This window comes from Neobacillus dielmonensis (assembly GCF_000612665.1).
GTDB lineage: Bacteria > Bacillota > Bacilli > Bacillales > Cytobacillaceae > Neobacillus > Neobacillus dielmonensis.
The window spans coordinates 15,523-39,620 of record NZ_HG942078.1; the positions used below are offsets into that span (position 1 = coordinate 15,523).

The 24,098-nt window shown below is 38.7% G+C and carries 17 protein-coding genes and 2 pseudogenes; 8 read left to right on the top strand and 11 right to left on the bottom strand.

The features are described 5' to 3' along the window. Positions 1-138: 138 nt before the first annotated feature. Complete coding sequence (locus BN2425_RS18420; RefSeq protein WP_042462524.1) at positions 139-924, bottom strand: glycosyltransferase family 2 protein; 786 nt, start codon at positions 922-924, stop codon at positions 139-141. A gap of 478 nt (positions 925-1,402) precedes the next feature. Here BN2425_RS18420 and BN2425_RS18425 point away from each other — a divergent pair, with 478 nt between their 5' ends. Then, positions 1,403-2,398 (top strand): LCP family glycopolymer transferase, encoded by a 996-nt coding sequence (locus BN2425_RS18425; protein WP_081798130.1) that lies wholly within the window; start codon positions 1,403-1,405, stop codon positions 2,396-2,398. A 181-nt stretch (positions 2,399-2,579) separates the two neighbouring features. Here BN2425_RS18425 and BN2425_RS18430 read toward each other — a convergent pair whose 3' ends face one another. The 5 genes from BN2425_RS18430 to BN2425_RS18450 all read right to left on the bottom strand — a co-directional run bounded on the left by BN2425_RS18430 (position 2,580) and on the right by BN2425_RS18450 (position 9,137). Continuing rightward, complete coding sequence (locus tag BN2425_RS18430) at positions 2,580-4,601, bottom strand: DUF2142 domain-containing protein (protein WP_042462526.1); 2,022 nt, start codon at positions 4,599-4,601, stop codon at positions 2,580-2,582. A 20-nt stretch (positions 4,602-4,621) separates the two neighbouring features. Beyond that, complete coding sequence (locus BN2425_RS18435) at positions 4,622-4,972, bottom strand: EamA family transporter (protein ID WP_154663549.1); 351 nt, start codon at positions 4,970-4,972, stop codon at positions 4,622-4,624. 5 nt (positions 4,973-4,977) lie between these two features. Next, positions 4,978-5,346, bottom strand: a complete 369-nt coding sequence (locus BN2425_RS18440; RefSeq protein WP_042462528.1) for a DUF2304 domain-containing protein — start codon at positions 5,344-5,346, stop codon at positions 4,978-4,980. A gap of 30 nt (positions 5,347-5,376) precedes the next feature. Then, on the bottom strand, positions 5,377-6,075 hold the full coding sequence (locus BN2425_RS18445) for a glycosyltransferase family 2 protein (protein WP_042462530.1): 699 nt from the start codon (positions 6,073-6,075) through the stop codon (positions 5,377-5,379). A gap of 185 nt (positions 6,076-6,260) precedes the next feature. Continuing rightward, the gene (locus tag BN2425_RS18450) at positions 6,261-9,137 is read right to left on the bottom strand and encodes an Ig-like domain-containing protein (protein ID WP_042462531.1); all 2,877 of its coding nucleotides are present in this window, start codon (positions 9,135-9,137) and stop codon (positions 6,261-6,263) included. Between the two features lie 265 nt (positions 9,138-9,402). Here BN2425_RS18450 and BN2425_RS18455 point away from each other — a divergent pair, with 265 nt between their 5' ends. The 7 genes from BN2425_RS18455 to BN2425_RS23575 all read left to right on the top strand — a co-directional run bounded on the left by BN2425_RS18455 (position 9,403) and on the right by BN2425_RS23575 (position 17,524). Beyond that, positions 9,403-10,392 carry a winged helix-turn-helix transcriptional regulator gene (locus BN2425_RS18455; protein WP_074433092.1) on the top strand — a complete coding sequence of 330 codons (990 nt, stop codon included), beginning with the start codon at positions 9,403-9,405 and terminating at the stop codon, positions 10,390-10,392. Then, complete coding sequence (locus BN2425_RS18460; protein WP_052352957.1) at positions 10,379-11,995, top strand: phosphotransferase; 1,617 nt, start codon at positions 10,379-10,381, stop codon at positions 11,993-11,995. Before BN2425_RS18455 ends, BN2425_RS18460 begins: the two co-directional genes overlap by 14 nt. A 37-nt stretch (positions 11,996-12,032) precedes the next feature. After that, the gene (eutH, locus tag BN2425_RS18465) at positions 12,033-13,280 is read left to right on the top strand and encodes an ethanolamine utilization protein EutH (protein WP_042462533.1); all 1,248 of its coding nucleotides are present in this window, start codon (positions 12,033-12,035) and stop codon (positions 13,278-13,280) included. 69 nt (positions 13,281-13,349) lie between these two features. Then, positions 13,350-14,969 (top strand): phosphotransferase, encoded by a 1,620-nt coding sequence (locus BN2425_RS18470; protein ID WP_052352958.1) that lies wholly within the window; start codon positions 13,350-13,352, stop codon positions 14,967-14,969. 43 nt (positions 14,970-15,012) lie between these two features. Next, complete coding sequence (gene eutH / locus BN2425_RS18475; RefSeq protein ID WP_042462537.1) at positions 15,013-16,278, top strand: ethanolamine utilization protein EutH; 1,266 nt, start codon at positions 15,013-15,015, stop codon at positions 16,276-16,278. 55 nt (positions 16,279-16,333) lie between these two features. Next, a complete protein-coding gene (locus BN2425_RS18480) occupies positions 16,334-17,023 on the top strand; it encodes a CTP--phosphocholine cytidylyltransferase (RefSeq protein ID WP_042462540.1) in 690 nt (229 codons plus the stop codon). A 333-nt stretch (positions 17,024-17,356) separates the two neighbouring features. Beyond that, entirely contained in the window at positions 17,357-17,524 is a 168-nt protein-coding gene (locus tag BN2425_RS23575; protein WP_406603205.1) for a hypothetical protein, read from the top strand. 353 nt (positions 17,525-17,877) lie between these two features. Here BN2425_RS23575 and BN2425_RS18490 read toward each other — a convergent pair whose 3' ends face one another. The 5 genes and pseudogenes from BN2425_RS18490 to BN2425_RS23625 all read right to left on the bottom strand — a co-directional run. Continuing rightward, on the bottom strand, positions 17,878-18,381 hold the full coding sequence (locus BN2425_RS18490) for a hypothetical protein (RefSeq protein WP_042462543.1): 504 nt from the start codon (positions 18,379-18,381) through the stop codon (positions 17,878-17,880). 440 nt (positions 18,382-18,821) lie between these two features. Then, positions 18,822-20,711, bottom strand: a pseudogene (locus BN2425_RS18495) (RHS repeat-associated core domain-containing protein); the annotation flags it as partial. Between the two features lie 819 nt (positions 20,712-21,530). Then, a complete protein-coding gene (locus BN2425_RS18500) occupies positions 21,531-21,779 on the bottom strand; it encodes a MafI family immunity protein (RefSeq protein ID WP_042462545.1) in 249 nt (82 codons plus the stop codon). A 22-nt stretch (positions 21,780-21,801) separates the two neighbouring features. After that, entirely contained in the window at positions 21,802-22,266 is a 465-nt protein-coding gene (locus tag BN2425_RS23580; RefSeq protein ID WP_406603206.1) for an EndoU domain-containing protein, read from the bottom strand. Beyond that, a pseudogene (locus BN2425_RS23625) lies at positions 22,246-24,033 on the bottom strand (RHS repeat-associated core domain-containing protein); the annotation flags it as partial. The gene BN2425_RS23580 and the pseudogene BN2425_RS23625, both read right to left, overlap by 21 nt. Positions 24,034-24,098 lie beyond the last annotated feature (65 nt).

Below are 24,098 nucleotides of genomic sequence, written 5' to 3' on the forward strand. Positions count from 1 at the left end.
TCGCTGATTCTATTAGTACTTTTAATTGGTATTTAGTAATCTTTTTTAAGAATGGGCTCTGTTAAACGACAACGTTGATTTTTTTAACTCTGTTGGTTGGAGCGGAAATCAACAGCCATATTTAACAGAGCCTAAGAATTAAAACCAACGCCATCCCCATTTATTGAAAAACTTAGCCATTGATTGCATAAAAATTTGAAACAACTTTTTATTCTTATGAGCTCCCCGTTCATAATAATGAACCACTTTAGAAAAAGGAGTATACACAATGCGCTTTCCTCGCTTCTCCAGTTCTAAACAAAAATCATAATCCTCGAAGTACATAAAGTACCGATCATCAAATCCACCTATTTCCTTAAAGTCCCTTCCCCTTAATAACATAAAACAGCCAGACCCAATCCGAATATCCACTTCCCGATCATCCGGTATATTCCTTAACTCATAGGAGGCTAATCGCTTATCAAACATCTTCTTCATAAAACGGAATGGTACAAAACGTAAAAAGTAATCAAATACCGTAACTCGGTTACGCATTAAATGCTGAGTGGAACCATCCGAATTAAGTACTTTAGGTACTAACAATGAAATGGACTCATCACCATCCATAATTTCCAACATTTTAAGTAAATCTTGTTTAACTAATATAATATCAGGGTTGAAAACCAAAAAATATTTTTCCGGGGCATTTAACAAGTTGTAATTATGGCCAAACCCAAAACCATTGTTTTCATGATAAAAAGTAATATCGACAAAATCTTCGTATTGTTTTAGCCGGTTTTTGTATTCTTCACTTGAGTTATTATCAAAGATAATAATACGAAAATTCTCGTCACCTCGAAATTCACTTTTTAAATTTTCAAGAACATCGAAGATATGACTGCTGTTATAAGTAACGATGCTTATTGCAACCTTGGCATTAGTCATTTTTTTCACTCTTTCATTAAATGTTATTTTAAATTGGAACGATTTAATGTGTAACACTTTGATTTAAAATTCGACTATATATAATGAAGTAAATATCCTTTAGAAATCATTTTTTAATAAAACTTACGGTAGTAGCCTTTTATAAAAGGCTCTGTTAAACGATACTGTTAATTTTTCAACTCTGTTTATTGGAGCGGAAGGCGCTCGACTCCTGCGGGAGTACGCGCCGAGGAGGCTCCCCGGCACGCCCGCAGAAAGCGAGCGACTGGAGCGGAAATCAACAGCCATATTTAATAGAGCCTTATAAAAAATTCAAAATCATAACAAGTCTAAATTATAGCATCATCTTGTCAGAATTTGTACTTTATCTGTCGATTTTTTTATTTTCCAGTTGAACTGTGACTAGTTCAATATTATAATTTCTAGTATGATTGTCCTTAGTATCGCCTAAATTTTGAAAAAGAAGGGATTAATATAAATGAATTCTACTAGAGAAAGCAGAAAAACGAAAAAGAAAAAGCGGAAGTGGTTACGTTACAGCCTTTTGTTAATTTTTGTTTTAGTAATTGGAGGAGGCATTTATTTTTATAACGTCTACACCAATGTTGCCAGCGCTGTTGATAAAATGAATAAGCCTATCTCTAGAGAAGTATCCCAGAAACGTGAAACAAAAGTGGAAGTCGAGCAAAAGGATCCTATTTCAATCCTGTTAGTTGGTGTCGATGAACGCGAGGGCGATAGAGGACGTACAGATTCAATGCTAGTCATTACAGTTAACCCTGAAACTAAATCTACTAAAATATTAAGTATCCCTCGTGATACACGCACAAAGCTTATTAATAAAAGCAACCCAAATAAGAACCACATTGATAAGATAAATGCTGCTTATGCCTACGGTGGTATTGAAGAAAGTATTGAAACAGTAGAAAACTTTCTAAATGTCCCAATTGATTACTATGTACAAGTTAATATGGAAGGCTTTAAGGATATTGTTGACGCTGTTGGAGGAATTGATGTAGATAACAAGTATGCTTTTGAATTAGATGGCGTCACATTAAAAAAAGGTCCTCAACATTTGGATGGTATACAGGCACTTCAATATGCCCGGATGAGAAAAGCTGATCCAAGAGGAGACTTTGGCCGTGCCGAAAGACAACGTGAAGTTATTTCAAAAATTATTGATAAAGGTAAATCGATTTCAACACTAACAAAATATGATGATATTCTTGCTGCATTAGAAGATAATATCAAAACCAATTTGACTTTAAGTGACATCATTGATATCCAGTCATCTTATAAAACTGCTGCTGAGACGATTGAAAAGTTAGAAATTCCAGGTGACGGAAAAATGATTAATGGCGGATGGTATTTTATCGTTCAAGATGAAACCAGACAAAGCATATCTGATCAACTACGCCAACATTTAGATCTTCAGACGGAGCAAGTTGCAAGAATTAATATTAACAGTAATTAACAAAAGCCTCCCTTATCTCAAAAAATAAGGGAGGCTTTTGTCTTATAGTAAATCATAAAGTTATAAGCTGATTCCTGCCCAATTTAGGCTCCCCGGTACGCCCGCTGAAAGTGAGCTATTGGGGCGGAATCAACAGCCATATTTAACAGGACCAAGATAATAGGGTGAAAGGTTAATTATCTCAACCATTTATTTGAACCAAATAGGATAGCAACAGAGCATACATGCAACAATGGATAATGGTAAACACAAGCAGGTTACTGTCCTTCTTCTTGTTAAGAATTTGATCATTCGAGATGCTGAGGAAAAGGAATACAGCAATCGGGATAAAATACCTTCCCTGAATCCCCCAGATAATTGAATTCCCCACAGGATTATAGCCAACATACAATGCTGTATATATAAGTAACATAACAGCTAAAAGGATAATTACATAAATAAATTTATCGGTCTTCCTGGTCTTTATTTTTAAATCGTTATCGTCATTCATTAAACCGAATAGCAACATGAGGAACAAAAACGAGTAAATAACAATCGATGGTGCAGCGTACTGATAATTTGCCGCCACTTTTCCAACCAATGCTACTAACTCGGATGGTCCTAGGCTAAGTATTGTGACTAATACGGTTTTTATATAATAAAGAGGATGCGTTAGGACGAAAACTACTTGTCCTCTCGGAGAAACCCCAGGATTAGCTCTTAGATCCGGGACCGACAGATTGGCCACATTCATCAAGTTCCAAATGACAAAGGGAATCACACAGCCAATTATGAATAGGAAGAACTTCTTCCAATAATCCTTCTTATCTTTAAACTTTCGAAATGGGATTAGGAAAAACAAGAGTAGCATCGGAATATAGACGATCTTTGCTAAAGCGATAAATAACCCAATTCCAATTGTAATGAATAAATGTTTATTCCTAATTTGCTCTACAGTTCCATAAGCAAGGTAAAGTATGTATGCTACAAATAAAAGTGCTGTTGAATTGATAATACTATCAGCAGATAAAGATGCTGCATGAATCATTGACATCGGCAATAATGCCAGCAGATAAAATAGTGTTTTTTTGACAGGAACAACCCTCAGTGCTGCATAAACAATAGCAGTGTAAGCAGCAAAATTCAATAATCTCCCCAGATACATCATCAATAGGGGCGAATCAAACAAGAATCGGCCCAAAATCATTCCTAAAGCTTGTGGAATATAGATTAACGGTGCATAAGATGAAGCGTAATTTCGGAAAAAAATACGGTTTTCCGGTTGCAGCTTATTGTGAAACGCCTCTTTTACGATACTATATTTATATCCCGACTGGTGAATGTAACGAACATCATAAACGGTATCAACAAGACTAGCAGGAAGATAATTTCCAAGCCCCTGCTCAATATTTTGGTTGACAAATTTCCCTTCCGATACTTCAAACGCTCTATAATAGTGCTCTAGTTCATCCAACTGATCGAACGGAGGAATAATAACCACAAACGCTAATCCAATTGGGATAGCTGTAACAAGAAACGCCTTGTGGATCTCATTTTTGTAATGTCTTAATCCAAAAATAGATAGCAAATAAAGGAGAAGGATAATCATACCCACTACCACGAACATAGGTTTACTTAATAATGGTTTTAATTCCACTCCCATTACTTTAAAATGTAAATCCCCACTAAACTTCTTCCCATTTATGATTAACTGACCCTGCTTATAATTGTCAGCAGAACTCCTCCAGATAGTTGCCGTATTACCTGGCTGCTGACCGCCGCCAGCTATAATGAATTTAAACTTTTGTCCTTTAGCATTGTGGATGACAGGAAAATCAATGTTGAAGTCAAGACCGTCTTGCAACTCAGTCAGATTGATATCTCTTTTGACAATGGTCTTGCCGCTTGCTAAATCTCTTAATTCAAAAGAGAAGGAGCCTTGCAGCTGTCGATTATAGGTGCCAAATGGTATTTTTATTCGGGAGAAATCATCTTTTTTTGCAATAAATGATTGTGAAATATTCAAATTACCGGTTATTTCACCGATGGTCATATCACTTTTTTTCTGAACGGCCACAGTATGCTCGAATTCCTTAGGAACAATGAAGGTTGCTCTATTTTCATATATGTATAAGGAAAGGAGAAAAAATACAACCGCCGTAATCAACCATTCTAACCAATCGTTTTTTATATTTAAAAGTTGTTTCTTTTTTACCCCGTTCATCGTAACGCTCCTTTGTTTGGTTATCTAACAATTAAATAGACACCAAACATAATAACTCCTGTACCAATCCATCTAGTCATAGGTATTTGTTCTTTAAATATAAAAAGGGATATAAACAATGCTAAGACATAGGCTAAACTTTGTAACGGATACAAAAAACTTAATGGCAATTTGGACAGCAAATACATCCAAATAACTGTCGCAATAATATAAAGACCAAACCCTAAAAGGATTAATGGGGAAAAAACGATTTGAAAGAATTTTTGTATGACCCCACCATGAAGCTGGACATTCTCTAATCCATATTTCCAGGCAGTTTGGCCTAGCACAAGACAAACAATATTTGTCAAAATTAACACATATTTCAACATGATCATTACCTCTCTACTGAATTAGCCTTTAGCAGTTTTTCTACCTCTTTCTTTAATAAGCCAACTTCTTGAACGAGCTGGGTAAATTTATTGGAAACCCGGGATATCGTTAAAGTCAGGCTAAAAATTAGAAAAAACTGAAATATAAAGGACAATAAGAAAATGGCATTGACTGGCTCTTTTATGCTTAATAGGCCGGCAATATTTACTGCAATATTTGAAAAAGCCGCCAACAGAACATTTACTATACAAAAAAACAACCATAGCAATGAATATCTGAGTTCAAGATTGTATTTTCTTATTAAGTTAATAATTACCAAAAACGTTAAAACAGAAGCCAGCAACAGGATTATTTGTAGTTTTATCGTTATCATAAAAAACCCCTCAAAATAATAAATGCCGCATTAAATGAACCTAATTTTACGCATATTATCAATAATAATTGCTAACGTCACCTTGATCATATAATAAATGGATTTAAAGGAACGGATACTTGATTCGCCGCCAAATCGTTCCTTCATAATCACAGGAACCTCTTCTATTCGATAGTTATTCCGTAATAAATAAACAATGGATTCAGGTTCAGGATAATCATTTGGGTAACGAGAACTAAATATATCTATGACTTTCCGATTGCATGCCCGAAACCCTGAGGTAGGGTCTGTTATTCTTTTCTTGTGCAGAAATTGAATTAAATTACTAAAGTAATTAATCCCCACTCTTCTTAACAAGGTGGATTGAAATCCTTCCTTTCTTAGATACCGTGAACCTATTACCATATCGGCTCTTCCTGCTTTTATCGGTTCAATAAGGTCTGTAATATAAGCTGGATCATGCTGGCCATCTCCATCCACTTGTATAGCAATATCATACCCATGAATAAGTGCATACTTATACCCTGCTTGAACCGCTCCTCCAATCCCCAGATTACACGGTAAATCAATGACTTCAAAACCGAGTTCTCTTGCAACGATTGGGGTTGCATCCTTTGAACAATCATTAATAACCAATATGTCAACGTCTTTTATACCTTTGAATTGATCTGCAACTCTAAGTAAACCCTCTTCTTCGTTAAAAGCAGGGACGATTGCTAAAACCTTCAAATTGTTTCCCTCCTAATAAATAACTTTATCCGGGAAAATTATCATTAGCTTTCTCGCTATCCCAAGGAACAAAGCATCTTACAAAAACACACTTCTTATTCAGTGTTCCCAGCAGGAAAACAATTATATACAAAAAAAGGGAATGCTCAGTTACGAGTCATTCCCTTTTTTGAGACATTATGAAATTAAAATTGAAGTCCTCCTCCATACAACCAACCCTCTTGGCCATCAACCAAGACTCTATACCAGCGGTAATCGTATGGATAATTAGAGTTTTCAGCAACATCCGTGTTATATCCTAATACCTTAACAACTACTCCTGAATTAACATACCTTAGGAAGGTTGAAGATGTCGCATAAGGTGTAGACCTAAATGACCAAGGTCCATTGATAACCGTAGCATACGTATCTACTGTATAGTTAATAATGATATTGGATGGAGCTGGCTTCCCTGCTGGAATGTTTCTCCCAAATGATGGAGCAGCAGTAGAAGAACTAGGTAATACACTACTGTTAAAGTATTGGGCAGCATCAAATGGCTTGATTGATTGCATTAAATTGGCTATACCATTTTTCCAGTTAGAATCAGTAGCATAGCGAATATTCATGCCAGTCAAGTTAGGACCATTATAATAGCTTCCTGTTTCGTTTAGATAATCCCTTCTTACAATATATGCCTCATAATTGATTGCATCACTGCCATTAGGGAAATAGTAGCCACAGGTAAACGGACAAGGATCATAGGCGCCATAACCAAACAAGTTATGTTTATACGTTCTTAAATCCGACCCTCCCCAGCCTGTTTCCCAAATTGCATGCGCCACAAGATACTGTGCACTAACACCATATTTATTTTGCGCATCAATGAAACTTTGAGCATAATTCTTTAAAGGGCTATCTGGACGTTTTTGATTAAAGAAATTAACAATATCATTTGCTGTTATATTGGATGGTTTTCTTAAATCAATTTGGAGATAAGGGTTTTGATTATAGATATATACTAAGCTATCAGTGGTATATGATGCCCCATTTTTCCCCGTCTCTCTAATCGACAACGTATGTTTACCATCAGCAAATTGCAAGCTATTAAACGTAAATTGATAACCTGAGTTCACAGTCTTATATTCTGGAAATGCATTTGCAACGTCTGTGCGAGCATCCCCATACTGCGCTTCGCCTATTTTCGCACCATCCATTAGCACTTCAATTTTGGATACACCACTTAAATCTAGCATCCATCCAGTAACGCTAACTGTTTCTCCTTTAATGGTTGCTCCATATGCTGGACCATCAATGGAACCTTTTGGCGGTGGATTTTGGACTTTAATCAGGTTGGAGATTTCACTAATCATTCCATTATTCCCAATTTCTCTTACAGTAATTGTGTGTTGGCCGTTGGTTAACGGTTTGGTATCAAGAGTAAATTGGTATCCTGACTTTGCGTTCCGGTATTCTGGAAAAGCATTGTCAACATCTGGGCGGCTGTTTCCGTAATTCGCCTGTCCAATTCTTTTACCATCCACCAATACCTCTACTTTTGATACACCGCTTCCATCTAAATACCAGCCACGTACAGGAACTTCCCCTTTAATGACTGAACCTTGAAGCGGGGTGTCAATCGAGCCTTTTGCAGGTAAATTATTTACATTTACTACAATGCTGTCAAGCTCTTTCATCGTTCCATTATTCGAGGTTTCCCTTACAGTTACCTTATGCTGTCCGTTGGTTATCAACTTTGTATCTAGTACAAACTGATAACCCGACTTGTCATTTTTATATTCAGGGAAAGCTTTTAGTACGTCAAGGCGCAAGCCTCCATATTTCGCTTGCCCCATATTTTTCCCATCCACTAAGACTTCAATTTTAGCTACACCGTTCACATCTAAAAACCAACCACTTACAGATACTTCCTTTTCAAGAGAAGCACCATTAGCTGGTGCGTCCATGTAACCAACTGTTTTTAAATTTTCAACATTGACTACTAGACTGCCTAATTCAGTGACCAAACCGTTAACCCCAGTCTCTTTAACAGTTAATTTGTGCGAACCATTAGCTAAGTTCTGGGTATTTAAGGTGAATTTGTAGCCCGCATTCGAATTCCCATATTCGGGATATGCTCTACTAACATCCAAACGGGATATACCATATTCAGCTGTCCCCATACTTCGTCCATCCACAAAAACTTCGACCTTGGAGACACCACTACCGTCTAAAACCCATCCATTTACTGGTACTTCCCCTTTTAATAACGCTCCAGTTGATGGAGTATCAACATAACCCCTTACAGGGGAATTTTGAACATTAATAACAATGCTTTCTAATTCTTTTATAGCACCGTTACTTCCTGTTGCTTTAACCGTTAGTTTGTGCTGGCCATTGGTTAAGTTCTGGGTATTTAATGAGAACTGATATCCTGAATTTGCATTTTTATATTCTGGAAATAGTTTGGCTACATCCAGACGAGAAATACCATATTCAGCTACACCGTAGCTTTTGCCGTCTACTTTAATTTCTATCTTGGAAATACCACTTCCATACAAAAACCAACCTCTTACTGGAATCGTGCCTTTGACAACACCACCAGCGGACGGGGTATCAATATAACCTCTAGCCGGTAAGTTTTCAACGTTTTGAATATTTACCAAAAAGCTATTAAGTTCGGTCACAGCCCCATTCTTTCCAGTCTCTCTAACAGTTAGCCTGTGCTGCCCGTTCGTTAGGTTTTTTGTATTAAGAATAAATTTGTACCCCGAGTTTGCATTCTGGTATCCAGGATAAGCCTGACCGACATCAGGACGAGAAATACCATATTGGGCTTCTCCCTTAACATTTCCATCAATCAGTACCTCAATCTTGGACACACCATTAGCATCTAGAAACCAACCACTAATAGCTGTTTCCCCTGATAATACAGCGTTGGACGCAGGGGCATCAATATATCCTTTAGGAAGCAGAACCTCCTCGTTTGCATGTGCATTACTACTAAAATTGAACATTAATAAAATAGTAATAATAGATGCAAACACTAGATATTTTGTTGCTTTACTTTCTATGATATTCACCTCTCCGCAATAATTTTGTAACAATTACAGATTAATAATATCAAACTATCATTTAATCGACAATTTAAAATCCGACAATTTTTTATAAGAAATGTAGACTAATGTTGATATTTCAGCATTTGGTAATTAAATCCCATACCTAAAGATCAAAGTTTTTCCCAAAAAAGCCTTGACTAAATTATTAAATATATTACAATTTTCCTATGTTCAATTTTTGAACGTTCAACATATTATTTATTTTATTTTTGATTAAGGTTGTGATGTTTTGCAGGAAAAAGAGCTTAGAGTTCTCGAAACTCTTAACAGAGACAGCACCTTAAGCCAACGTGAGGTAGCCGTACAGATGAATGTATCTGTCGGAACTGTGAATTCAATTATTAAACAGCTCGTAAAAAAAGGATATATCACGATAAAGAAGGTAGAAAACACTCAACATTACGTTGTCAGTGAGCAGGGAGTCGTGATTTTAGAGGACTATATCAAAGAAACACAAGCAAAAAAAATTGTGTTACCCGAAAAAAAACAGGCTAAAATCCGCCAAGCTGTTATTTTAGCTGCCGGAGAACGACTTGATTTTAAAAAGCCCGTTGGCTTTTTAACCTTAGGTTCGGAGACCATTATCGAGCGGACCATTAAACTTTTGAACGATAGCGGCATTAAGGACATCATTATTATTACCGGATACGAAAGCCGATATTATGAAGAACTCGCCCAATCCTATCCCCGCCTTATTCTTGTAAAGAATGAAAATTATCGCTGGAACGGCACAATGGCGTCATTAGCATTAGCGAAACCCTATATCACTGATGACTTTATTCTTATTGAAAGTGATATTGTTTTTGAAAAAACGGCATTAATGGAATTGATACATAACAAAAACCGTAATTGTCTGCTCATTACCAACGAAAGCGGGTCAGAGGATGAGGTTTTTGTGGAAATTAGGGATCAGTTCATTTTTAAAATGTCTAAAGATCGGCATCAGTTTAATAAAATCGACGGCGAGGTCATAGGGATCTCCAAAGTATCAAAAGATATATACGACAAAATGCTGGAAGAATTCACTCATAATAAAAATCCTTATTTTAACTATGAATACGCTCTTTTAGATGTCGCACGCACTTTCAGCATTGGTTACCTTAAATTAGAAGACCTGATTTGGACAGAAATTGATACCAATTGGCATTATAAAAACCTTATAAATTATATCTACCCAAGGTTATTAGAAAAGGAGACTGAGTCACTTGAGTCAAATTAATCAAGCTGTCATTTTGGCAGCAGGCGAAAGAAAAATGTTTGATTCGCCCGTCGGCTTCCTAGAGTTAGAGGAAAGCACCATCATTGAACGGATCATAACGATATTGAATGCAAATGGCATAGATAAGATCACCATTACGACCGGTTATAAAAAGGAATACTATGAGGAATTGGCAAAGAAGCGGAATCTTAACCTGGTTTATTGCGACCGATATAAATGGACCGGTACAATGAGTTCTTTGGCACTTGCCTCAGAACATATTGATGGCGACTTTTTATTAATCGAGAGTGATATGGTCTTTGAGGAAAGAGCCATAAGCTATCTGTTAAAACACCCAAACAAAAACTGTATGCTGATCACCAGTGAGTCGGGTTCAGGTGATGAAGTATTAGTTGAGATCAGAAATAATTATATTTACCGAATTTCCAAAGATATCCATCAATTAAATAAAATCGATGGCGAATTTATCGGATTATCGAAAATCTCATTAGAAGCCTACCGTGACATGCTTGAAGATTTTAAGCATAATAAAAATCCGTATTTTTATTATGAATACTCGCTGCTGAATCTCATTCATAAACACAACATCGGCTACGAAAAAATTGATGATTTGGTTTGGAGCGAAATTGATTCTGTTGAACATTACCATAACTTGCAATATTTAATTTATCCAAAATTGAAGCGCAAGGAAATGGAAATAAAAGAACGGCATGTAAAAGAACTGCTTGCAGAAGTATTAGAAATCGACCAAGAGTCAGTGAGCAATATTGAAAAGCTTGGCGGCCTAACCAACGATAACTTTAAGGTAACAATAAACGGCCAGGATTATGTGGCAAGAGTTCCTGGCACCGGAACGGAGAAGACCATTGACCGCCGTAATGAGAAATTTAACTCGACCATCGCCTACCAGCTAGGGCTAGACAGCAGGGCGATTTACTTTAATGAAGAAACAGGTTTGAAAATTGCTGAGTTTATTAAAAATGCCGAAACCCTTAACCCCACAACAGCAAAAAGAGAAGACAATATGGAATTAATCGCCGGCGTATTAAGAAGGCTTCATACGAGCGATAAGAAATTCCATGATGATTTTGACCCATTTGATGGAACGGAATACTACCAGCAAGCCCTGTTGACAGCAAATGGCAAATTATACGCTGATTATTTCGAACTAAAGGAAAAATTCATGCCGCTTAAGGGTGAATTGAACCAATTAGGGCTGAAAATTGCCCCGGGGCATCTAGATGCACTGCCTGAAAACTTTATTAAAAGCGGCGAAGATAAGCTTTATTTAATTGATTGGGAGTATAGCGGGAATTACGATATTTTGTATGATGTAGCAGCCGTCTCACTTGAGTGCAGTTATACCGAAGACGAGGAAGAGCTGTTCTTCAAAAAATACTTCGGCACAAAGCCAACTGAACAGGAAAGAAGAAAAATTGAAATCCATAAAATCATGCAGGATATGTACTGGAGTATGTGGAGTGCAGCCAAAGTGGCAATGGGTGACCCATATTTGGCAGATTACTCAGTGGACCGTTATAACCGGGGAAAACAGAACTTATTTAAATATTTAAATGATCCAGCAGCAAGTCTAAGTCGTTAACGATAGCAAAAAAATACCATATAAGGAGCGTGTGACGGTGGAGATAGTTGGAAAAATAGTGATTTATATTATTATGGCATCGGCCATTGTGGGGGCAATTGCCGCAATCCGCAACGATGAAGAAGGGATTGGAAAAGAATTTATCCAGGGCCTCTATTCCATTGGTCCCATCTTTGTTCCTGTTGCCGGAATTATGGCTTCAGTCCCCTACTTATCCAAGTTTATCAGCAGTGTCTTCGGGCCAATTTTTCACGGCATAGGTGCAGATCCTTCCATTGCCGCCACAACCTTCATTGCTGTAGATATGGGTGGGTACCAATTGGCTGATGCCCTTGCCCAATCAAGGGACAGCTGGATTATGGCCATGGTAATCGGATTTATGGCGGGGGCTACGATTGTATTCAGCATTCCTGTCGGATTGACCATGCTGGAAAAACGCGACCATAAATACATGGCCCTTGGAGTCATGTCCGGCATCTTAAGTGTGCCTATTGGGGTGTTTATCAGCAGTATTATTATGAAATTATCCAGTACAAATGTAAGGGAACAGGTTTCCACCAACGCAAAGTCCACCTATGTTTTCAGTCCTGAATTTGGCACCATCCTATTAAACTTATTACCACTCATCATCGTTGTTATCCTGATTGCTCTAGGTCTAAGATTTATTCCAGACAAGATGATTAAAGGATTTATGTGGTTCGGGAAATTAATGGACATTGGCATTAAACTTGTTCTCGTGTTTTCAATTGTCGAGTACTTCACAGGCATTTTCAGCACCATTTTTGGTGCCTGGGGATTCGATCCCATTATTGCAGATAAAGCCGACCAATTTAGGGCTCTTGAAGTAGCTGGATATATTGGCGTTATGTTATGCGGAGCATTCCCAATGATTTACATGATCCGAAAGTATTTGGCCAAACCTTTGGAGGTTATCGGCAACAAGATTGGCTTAAGTCCTGAAGGAAGCGCCGGCCTGCTGGCTGCCTCAGCTAATATTTTGGCGATGTTTAATCTCATCAAGCATATGCGTCCAAAGGATAAGGTCATTTGTATATCATTTTCGGTTACATCCGCTTTCCTTTTCGGAGACCATTTGGCCTTTACCGCAAACTTTCAGCCCAACATGATTTTGCCAGTAATGATTGGGAAGCTAAGCGGTGGAATCATCGCGATTGTACTGGCCTATTGGATTTCTGTACCGAAGGCTTTAGAGCTTGAAAAACAAGACCGAGCAAGTGGAGTCATCGGTAAAGACGAGTATCAACCAAAGGCTTCTGATCAATAAAATAATAAGTAAAACGTGGAAAGAGTCATGTTTTATGGCTCTTTCTTCATCATAGGGGGCAAAGACGAGGTGAACAAAGTAACTCAAGCTGTCATACTAGCAGCAGGTGAAATCAGCGCTTTTCACCAACCGGTTGGCTTTTTGGAATTGGAGGACACCACTGTCATAGAGCGGATGATTACAACACTCAATGCCAATGGCATTAATAATATCACTATTATTACGGGTTATAAAAAGCAATACTACGAAGAACTAGCTAAACACCCTGACGTTAAAATCGTTTATTCTTCCAGATACAAGTGGACTGGAACGATGCATTCTCTTGTAACCGCTTCCGATTATATTAACGGTGATTTCCTTCTAATAGAAGGTGATTTGGTCTTCGAAGAAAGGGCGATAACCCACATATTAAATCATCCAAATCGAAATTGCATGATGCTGACAAGTGAATCTGGCTCGGGCGATGAAGTTTTAGTAGAAATTAGAGATAACTATATTCAGAGAATCTCGAAAGACGTTCATCAGCTTAATAAAATAGATGGAGAATTTATCGGAATCTCAAAAATCTCCATTGAAGCCTACCGCGAAATGATCGAGGAATTTAAGTTTAATAGAAATCCTTATTTTAATTATGAATATGCTCTGTTAAGCATCATCCATAAACATAATATTGGGTATGTAAAATTGGACGATTTGGTTTGGAGTGAAATTGATTCAATCAAGCACTACGACACACTAAAATATGTTATTTTTCCAAAATTAAAAAGAAAAGAAACCGAAGTCCGTACGAGATATGTACGGGACTTACTATCTGAAATTTTAGAATTAAAACCCAATTTGATTAGTCATGTTGAAAAGCTTGGCGGTTTGACCAATAACAACTATAAAGTAAACATAAATGGCCGGGATTGTGTTGCACGGCTTCCGGGTGTCGGAACCGAAAAATTCATCGATCGGACGAACGAAAAGGCAAACGCAGCGATTGCCTACAAACTCGGGCTTGACAGCAAGGCCCTCTATTTTAATGAAGTGACTGGCCTAAAGGTTGTGGAGTGCATCCCAAATGCGGAAACGTTGAATGCCGCTACAGCCAGACATGAGGAAAATATGGAGTTAATGGCTGAAGCGCTTCGAACCCTTCACCATTCAAATGAAACATTCCACCATGATTTCGACCCCTTTGAAGAGATACAACAGTATGAAAAACTCCTATACGAAGCAAACGGAAACCCATTTAACGATTACCATCAGCTCAAGCAACAATTTATGCCGTTAAAAAATGAACTGGAGCATCTGGGGATGAAAAGAGTCCCCTGCCACCTGGATACACTGCCGGAAAACTTTATCAAGAGCGGTGATGAAAAACTGTATCTGATTGATTGGGAATATAGCGGCAACTATGACCCCTTATGGGATGTGGCGGCTGTATCCCTGGAATGCGGTTTTTCAGAAGACGAAGAAGAACTTTTTTTCAGCAAATATTTCGGTGAGAGTCCCGGTGAACTGGAAAGTCAAAAATTAACCATCCATAAAATCATCCAAGATATGTATTGGTACATTTGGAGTGCCGCCAAAATGGCATTGGGAGACCCTTATCTGGCTGAGTTTTCTCTTCATAAATACACCAGCGGGAAAAACAACCTGGAAAACTATCTGGCATCAAGAACTGCATCACTTGTCTACAAATAAAAAAGTGTGTTTTACAAAAAAATCAAAATCGAGTGGTGAAACAATGAGTATTATCGGTAATATTGTCATCTATTTCATTATGGCTTCTGCCATTCTTGGTGCCATCGCGGCCATCCGCAATGATGAATCTGGGTTAGGAAAAGAATTTATGCAAGGGTTATATTCGATTGGTCCGATTTTTGTCCCGACCGCCGGAATCATGGCAGCCAGCCCTTATTTATCTGAATTTATCAAACATGTTTTTGGCCCGGCCTTTGGCGCAATCGGTGCCGACCCTTCCATAGCGGCAACGACCATTATTGCCGTGGATATGGGCGGATATCAATTGGCTGATGCCCTTGCCCAATCCCGGGATAGCTGGATTATGGCCATGGTGACAGGATTTATGGCTGGAGCGACAATTGTATTTAGTATTCCCGTCGGATTGACGATGTTGGACAAGCGTGACCATAAGTATATGGCGCTTGGCGTGATGTCAGGCATTTTAAGTGTGCCGCTAGGCGTGTTTATCAGCAGTCTTATTATGAAGTATTCCGGTACGCAAGTAAGAGAGCATGTTTCTACCAATGGAAAATCAACGTATTTATTCAGTCCGGAATTCGCAACAATTCTGTTAAATTTAACGCCACTCATTATCTTTGTGGTTTTAATAGCATTAGGGTTGCGATTTATTCCGGATAAAATGATCAAGGGCTTCATGTGGTTCGGAAAATTGATGGACATCGGTCTTAAACTTGTGTTAGTATTTTCGATTGTAGAGTATTTTACAGGCATATTTAGCAAATTATTAGGCTCCTGGGGGTTTGACCCGATTATTGCAGATGCCAAGGACCAGTTCCGGGCACTAGAGGTTGCCGGATATATCGGCATTATGCTGGCTGGCGCCTTCCCTATGGTATACCTGATACGAAAACATTTGGCGAAACCTTTGGAGGTTATCGGGAATAAAATCGGCCTGAGTCCGGAAGGCAGCGCCGGTTTACTGGCCGCAGCGGCAAATATCCTGGCCATGTTTAATCTGATTAAACACATGAGGCCAAAGGATAAAGTGATTTGCATTTCCTTTTCCGTCACTTCAGCCTTTTTGTTTGGAGACCACTTATCGTTCACAGCAAACTTTCAACCGAATATGATTTTTCCTGTCATGATGGGAAAACTAGGAGGGGGATTGATTGCCATTGCCATTGCCTATTGGATTTCGGTTCCAAAGGCGTTAGAATTGGAACGAAAAGACCGTGCTGATGGTGTTATCGGGAAAGAGGAATATTTGCCAAAAGCAGACCCCGCCTTACTTCAAAAGGCACAGTAATCATACCATGTTTTTTTAACATCCTATCATGACGGAAATTTTGGAAGGTGACAGAATGAGAGCTATCCTTTTAGCAGCAGGAATGGGAACAAGACTAAGACCGTTGACAAATGACACACCAAAATCATTGGTAAAAGTGGCCGGAGAGCCAATGGCTGAAAGACAAATCCGCTTTTTAAGGGAAAAAGGCATTTCCGAGATTATTGTGGTCACGGGATATCTCCATGAAAAGTTTGACTACTTAAAAGACAAATATGGTGTGAAACTGATACACAATGACAAATACGATTTGTATAACAATGTTTACACCATGTATCTGGTTAGAGAATATCTTCAGGACTCGTATGTAAATGATGCGGATGTGTTCATGACCACTAACTTTTTCAGAAATGATATGGAAACGTCCACCTTCTTTGGCGGCATGAAATATGATTTTAAGTCAGAATGGATTTTAAAGCACGACGAAAATAATAAGGTCCATGAGGTGGTCGTTGCCGACGGATCGGATTATATTAACTCCGGCATTACCTATTGGACTAAACAAGATGGGCTGATTCTCCAGGAAAAACTGGAAGAAGCTATTACTAATGGGGATTTTAAAGATTTGTATTGGGACAATATTGTTCAAGCCAATTTAGACAAATTGAATGTGAAAATCCAAAAGATTGGCACAGAGGATTGGTTTGAGATTGATTCCGTCGTCGATTTAGAACGGGCGAATGAGTATCTCAAAATAAAGAATTAGTTTTAAAAAAGATAAATTCAAACCAAAAAAACGTAAGCCAAATCACAAGCTTGCGTTTTTTTGGTATTTCATTATGAGCGTAAAAAATAATCCCACCTGTCAGCCAAATGGGTATTATTTAATTTTACCAAATAAAAAAACCTTCTTGATCAGTAACAGAGTTTAAAAGACAACAGCCATTCCATCTACCATATTATAATTAAAGTTATTCTGACCATTCAATCAGCATTGAGTATTCATTTAAAGTTTACGAACCTATCATTCTGCAAATATCGACAAATTTTGGGTGGTGACAGGCACCGCAATTAAGGTTTTCAGTTTATGGGAACCCGGATGATAGGACCAAGATACGGTGCCGCCGCGGTCGGTCATGCTGGTGATGCGGTTGCCCACGTCATACTGTTTGTCTTGGATGACGCTGTTGACCGAATCGGTGACCTTTGTTTCATTGCCGTTGGCATCGTATTCGTAGGAGAAAGCGACCTTCCCATTTCGCTTTAATATCTTTACACGGTCAGCGGTGTCATACGTCCATTCAAGAAAGCTGCAATTTTTATGTTAATTTTGATTAGGTTGGTGTTCGTGTCATCTCATGAAATTTACAGAAAGCTTTGTTTCTTTATTTAGGTTCGAATACAAATTGCAATGGATGTCATTCTCAAAAAATCCAGCATCTAATATTGCCTTTTGTACTAGTCCTCATAAAAAATTTAATCTTAAGGTCCTTTATAACCACTTTAGACTTTTTGCTAAAAGTAACACTCTAACAATAAATCTAATTAAAGAGAGGAGCCCTATATTCACCTTATTATCGATGACCTGATTCCTCAATTGACTAATATATTCTAGGGTTATTACATTAAAATAAATCCATCATTAGTCATGTCTTTTATAGTACCAGTAACATACTCTTTAACTATATAGTCTCCGTTTCTTACTTCTAGTAATTTAACATGTTTTTTTAACCACTTAACTAATGCATTGTATTCCTTAATAAGTTTTTGATCTTTATATACCACTTCGCTATATTGATCATAATACTTTGATTCCATCCACAACCTTCCTCTTGTGATTTTTTTTTCTTGGGGTTTAATTAAATTTCTAGTAAATTCAATTACAGGGCTTTGAAGATAATTCAATCTATATGTGAAATTTTCATCAACAATTATGTCACCAAAGATATTTTTATATAAATATAATATATATATATCTGGATTTATGTCCTTCAATTCATTGAACTTAACTAATTTTTTTTCCTTTAAGTCTTCTGCCAAGATAATAAAACCCATACAAAAACAATGTTGAAGAAACTTTTCTTGCAGCTCTGTTTCAATATAGAAATTAATTTGTTTTCCCATCATGTTCTCCTTTCATACTAAGGCAAATATATAATGGGACCAATATTCGAATTATATGGTATAAAGTAAATTGGTGCTCCATTATAACTAGGAGATTTTATAATATCCTTAATTGCTTTGGCTTCACGAGTTATGGGTATTCCATTTTTATTTACTTTACCTACTTGATATATTTTTATAACTTCACCATTCACGATTTCAACTTTGTCTGCATAACGATACGATTTGCTTCCATTCGGAGTACTATATCTATACTCTGTTACCATTCTACCATTTGTTGATGTAGTTTTAATATTTTCAATAGTAGTCTGATGCGCTGTTCCACCTTTTTTGCCATTCGGGTTCGGGATTGATTTAACCTTAGGACTCGTATTGACAGGCGGTCTTCTAAATGAAAAAGATCCTCCAAATCCTCCCCCACCAACATCTTCCATGTTTTTCCTTCCATCCGGATCAAAAAACCTTACAGGGTTATTGCTTACATAGGTATACCCATTCTGCGTTATCGGATCGTCCTCATCACCTGGATTTGGGTCTACTGATAAAAACACCCCATGAGTCGGATGATAGTAGCGGGCCATGAGATAGTAGAGGCCTGTTTCTTTATCGTACATGTATCCTGCAAAGGCAAACGAGTTATCGGTCGCAAGTCCTTGGGTTTCACTTTTTAAGACGTTCCCCCATGCATCGTAGTCATACTTTGCCACGACATTGCCGCTTTGGTCGGTCATCTCGATCACATCGCCATGAGCGTTGTAGTGGTAGTAGAATATTTCGCCTTGAGTCTTCATTGCCAGACGGGCGCCTTTTCCACCATAAATATACTGACGTAGAACATTACCGTTTGCGTCTGTTTCATAGAGGAGATTGATGCTATCGGCATCATAATGATATAGAGTAATTTGTCCATTGACATTTTTTTCGATTCGGCGGCCATCGTCGTCGTATTGGTAGGTGGCAAATGGAATGCTCTCGCCCATTTTGGTGATAGAAACTAGCTGGTCGGCTTCATTCCATGCATATGTGTACTTTCCGTCTGACGTCCGATTGCCATTGGCATCATAGGTGATGGCCTCGTCTCCAAATGCCGTCAGCTGGTTGCCGGTGTTAAACGTGGCCGTCGTGTTAGAAGTGCTGCCATCGGGTTCGGTCACTTTGATACTTGTTCGATTGCTGAAACCGTCATAGGTGAATTCTTGAGTGGTGCCGTCTGGCCGTATTTCCTTTGTCAGTTGATTGACTTTGTCATATTGGTATCGGGTCACTTCCATGGTGGTCCCGACGTTACGCTCCACCGTGGCCCGGTTTCCATTTCCATCATAAGTATATTTTTCTGATGCGATGACCGTACCATCCGATTGGCCAATCGCCAGGTTGGTTACTTTTTGTGTCGCATCATAACCAAACAGGGTTCCGACACCATTACCTGAGAGATAGGAAGTGACATTGCCGAACTCATCATAGCCAAAATCATAGGTCTGGTTGTCATCGACCACCTTCGTGTTTTGGTTTAGGCCGTCATACTCATAGGAAGTGGTTTTATTGTACGCGCCTTGAAGGATACTCAAGGTTTTCAGTTTATGGGATCCCGGATGATAGGACCAAGATACGGTGCCGCCGCGGTCGGTCATGCTGGTGATGCGGTTGCCCACGTCATACTGTTTGTCTTGGATGATGCTGTTGACGGAATCGGTGACCCTTGTTTCATTGCCGTTGGCATCGTATTCGTAGGAGAAAGCGACCTTCCCATTACGCTTTAATTCCTTTACACGTTCAGCGGTGTCATACGTCCATTCCAGGTTGCTGCCATTGGGCAGATTGGTTTTGATTTGATTGCCATTTGCATCGTACTCATGAGTAATGACACGATTTAAGGGGTCAATAAATTTAACCAGCTTATTGTCCACGTCATACTCATATGATACAATCTGAGATTTTCCATTGGCCTTAATGGTCTTTTGGGTGGTATTCCCATTGTCATCATAATGATAATCAACGGTGGTTGAATTGGGCAGGGTGGTTTTGGTCAATTGATTATCCAGATTGTATTCCATCTGTTTCGTATTCCCATTGGGGTCTGTTACCGATGTTTGATTTCCATATTCGTCATAAGAATAGGTTGTCTTACGCCCTTGTTCATCCACTGAAGCAGTCATATAGTCATGGTTATTGTATTCGCTCTTTGTCAGAACATTTCCTTCCATAATCCGGATATCATCATACCAAACGGTTCCCGTATTATGGCCACGGAAAATTAAGTACACATACACTTTTGAAATTGGTTTGTCAGCTGGAATGGTAATGGCCCTGCGGTTCCAGTCCTTTGTTCCCATGGGAAAGGTTATCGGAAAGAATTTTTCGGTGCCATCTGTGTAGATGGGATAAACAAAAATGCCATATTGGGTTTCTTCCTGTAGTCCATCAACATTCTTCGCATTGTCGGCCTTTGACACAGCGGTTACCGTCAAATCCTTGGCTACGGTCTGGTTGACATCCACAATCTGCAAATAATGTTGGTCTGGGTCATTTACCGTATTCCGCTTAATGATTACCCCATTATTTCCTTGAAATCCGGCATCAATTTGCACAGGATTATCCGTTGACCGAAGCCATCCAACCGGTGGGCCATTTCCGTTTTCCTGATTTTCAAAACTGCTGTTAATAACAGGATTGTAAGAAGTAGAAACAGGCCCTTCCTCCAGTTGCACCTTGTCAAACCATGCCAATCCGGTTCCGGCTGAATTGTCGTGGGACAATAACAACAATCACAAACGAATGAAGGCAAAATAAAAAAGATCTGAGTCCAGTAGAATACCGGACTCAGATCTTAGAAGCTGCCTAAAAATATTTGTCTAACTTTATTGAGTCAGAACAAAATCTGTCCTTTTTAGGAAAAAAACCATAAAACCGCTCGGGTTGCACTTATGCATTTCCCTATCCGGTTTTATGGTAAAAGGCAATAATAGTATTGCCAGATATATTTTTCATACCTATTATTATTTCTTGTCGTGCGAAGATTGTCGAACATTACTTACACAAGATTTTACATAGACACCTCCATCCCTAAAAACCAAAAGATGGCGGTTAAATAACCACCATCAATATGATATTATAGCTAGAAAAATACGTTTCTCACAAGACAAACACCTTTACCTAATTTGTTTACTTATTTCTTCCCAGAGTGATTTGTCCATTTCCATGTATAATCCAGCTTCTTCAATTTTACTAAAAATATCTTTATCAACTGGTATATACTCTTGTTCAATGACACTGCAAATTGTTTCTAAAGCTATCCCCCACTCTTCGTGTTCAATAAACTCTAATATATCTTTTTCATCTTTCAAAGGGAGATTTGTAATATTTTTTATTATTTCTTTTAAAAGATTATTTAATTCCATAACATACACTTCCTAGACTAAATTATTTAATAGGGAATGCAGTAATTATATCTTTTCCATCTGTAATTACCTTTATATTAATTCCATCCCTAATTCCTGTAATCTCATATCTTTGTACACCGTTAAGAATTCTTCCCTTATTCCAATTTAGTTTAGGGTCAGTAGCTATATCAGATACATTGTGCATAACCTTTTCTGCATTCCAACTTTTAGGGAATAGTGTTTTTTTAGGGTCTCCAGTTCCAGGCCATAAATGCCCGCCACCTGTTTTATCTCCGTAAAGAATATGCTTTGTCCTTTGCTCACTAGCTATATTTACCAGTTCATCTTTACCCTTACTCTTAGGCTTAGGAAGTATTTTTTTAATGGTGTTTACTACTAACTTATTAGCGGCTTTTATGCGTGTTATTGCAAGCGTAGCTATGAACACGGCACCTTTAGTAATATCGTCAAAAGATAGTGGTCTATTTCCATTTGGATCAACCATTATAACCGGATTATTATTTACATAACTATACCCATTTTGTGTAATTGGATCATCCCTATCACCAGGGAAAGGGTCTACCGACAGGAATACTCCGTGCGTCGGATGGTAGTAGCGGGCCATGAGATAGTAGAGGCCCGTTTCTTTATCGTACATGTATCCTGCATAGCCAAACGGATTATCGGTCGCAAGTCCTTGGGTTTCACTTTTTAAGACGTTCCCCCATGCATCGTAGTCATACTTTGCCACGACATTGCCGCTTTGGTCGGTCATCGTGATCACATCGCCATGAGCGTTGTAGTGGTAATATAAAATTTGTCCTTGGGACTTCATTGCCAGACGAACGCCATTTGCACCGTAGACATACTGACGAAGAACATTACCATTTGCATCGGTTTCATATAGGACATTTATGCTGTCTCCATCGTAATGGTAGCGGGTGATTTGACCGTTGGCATTCTTTTCGATCCGGCGGCCATCGTCGTCGTATTGGTAGGTGGCGAACGGTATGCTCTCGCCCTTTTTGGTGATAGAAATCAGCTGGTCGGCTTCATTCCATGCATATGTGTACTTTCCGTCTGACGTCCGATTGCCATTGGCATCATAGGTGATGGCCTCGTCTCCAAATGCCGTCAGCTGGTTGCCGGCGTTAAACGTGGCAGTCGTGGTCGAGGTGCTCCCATCGGGTTCGGTTACTTTGACACTTGTTCGATTACTGAAACCATCATAAGTGAATTCTTGGGTGGTACCATCTGGCCGTATTTCCTTTGTCAGTTGATTGACTTTGTCATATTGGTACCTAGCCACTTCCATGGCGGTCCCGACGTTACGCTCCACCGTGGCCCGGTTTCCATTTCCATCATAAGTATATTTTTCTGATGCGATGACCGTACCATCCGATTTACCGATATTAATGGTGGTCACCTTTTGCGTGGCATCATAACCAAACAAGGTACCTACACCATTACCTGAGAGATAGGAAGCGATATTGCCGAACTCATCATAGCCAAAATTATACGTCTGGTTGTCATCGACCACCTTCGTGTTTTGGTTTAGGCCATCATACTCATAGGAAGTGGTTTTATTGTACGTGCCTTGAAGGGTATTCAAGGTTTTCAGTTTATGGGAACCCGGATGATAGGACCAAGATATGGTGCCGCCGCGGTCGGTCACGCTGGTGATGCGGTTGCCCACGTCATACTGTTTGTCTTGGATGATGCTGTTGACGGAATCGGTGACCTTTGTTTCATTGCCGTTGGCATCGTATTCGTAGGAGAAAGCGACCTTCCCATTACGCTTTAATTCCTTTACACGTTCAGCGGTGTCATACGTCCATTCCAGGTTGCTGCCATTGGGCAGATTGGTTTTGATTTGATTGCCATTTGCATCGTACTCATGAGTAATGACACGATTTAAGGGGTCAATAAATTTAACCAGCTTATTGTCCACGTCATACTCATATGATACAATCTGAGATTTTCCATTGGCCTTAATGGTCTTTTGGGTGGTATTCCCATTGTCATCATAATGATAATCAACGGTGGTTGAATTGGGCAGGGTGGTTTTGGTCAATTGATTATCCAGATTGTATTCCATCTGTTTCGTATTCCCATTGGGGTCTGTTACCGATGTTTGATTTCCATATTCGTCATAAGAATAGGTTGTCTTACGCCCTTGTTCATCCACTGAAGCAGTCATATAATCATGGTTATTGTATTCGCTCTTTGTCAGAACATTTCCTTCCATAATCCGGATATCATCATACCAAACGGTTCCCGTATTATGGCCACGGAATATTAAGTACACATACACTTTTGAAATAGGTTTGTCAGCTG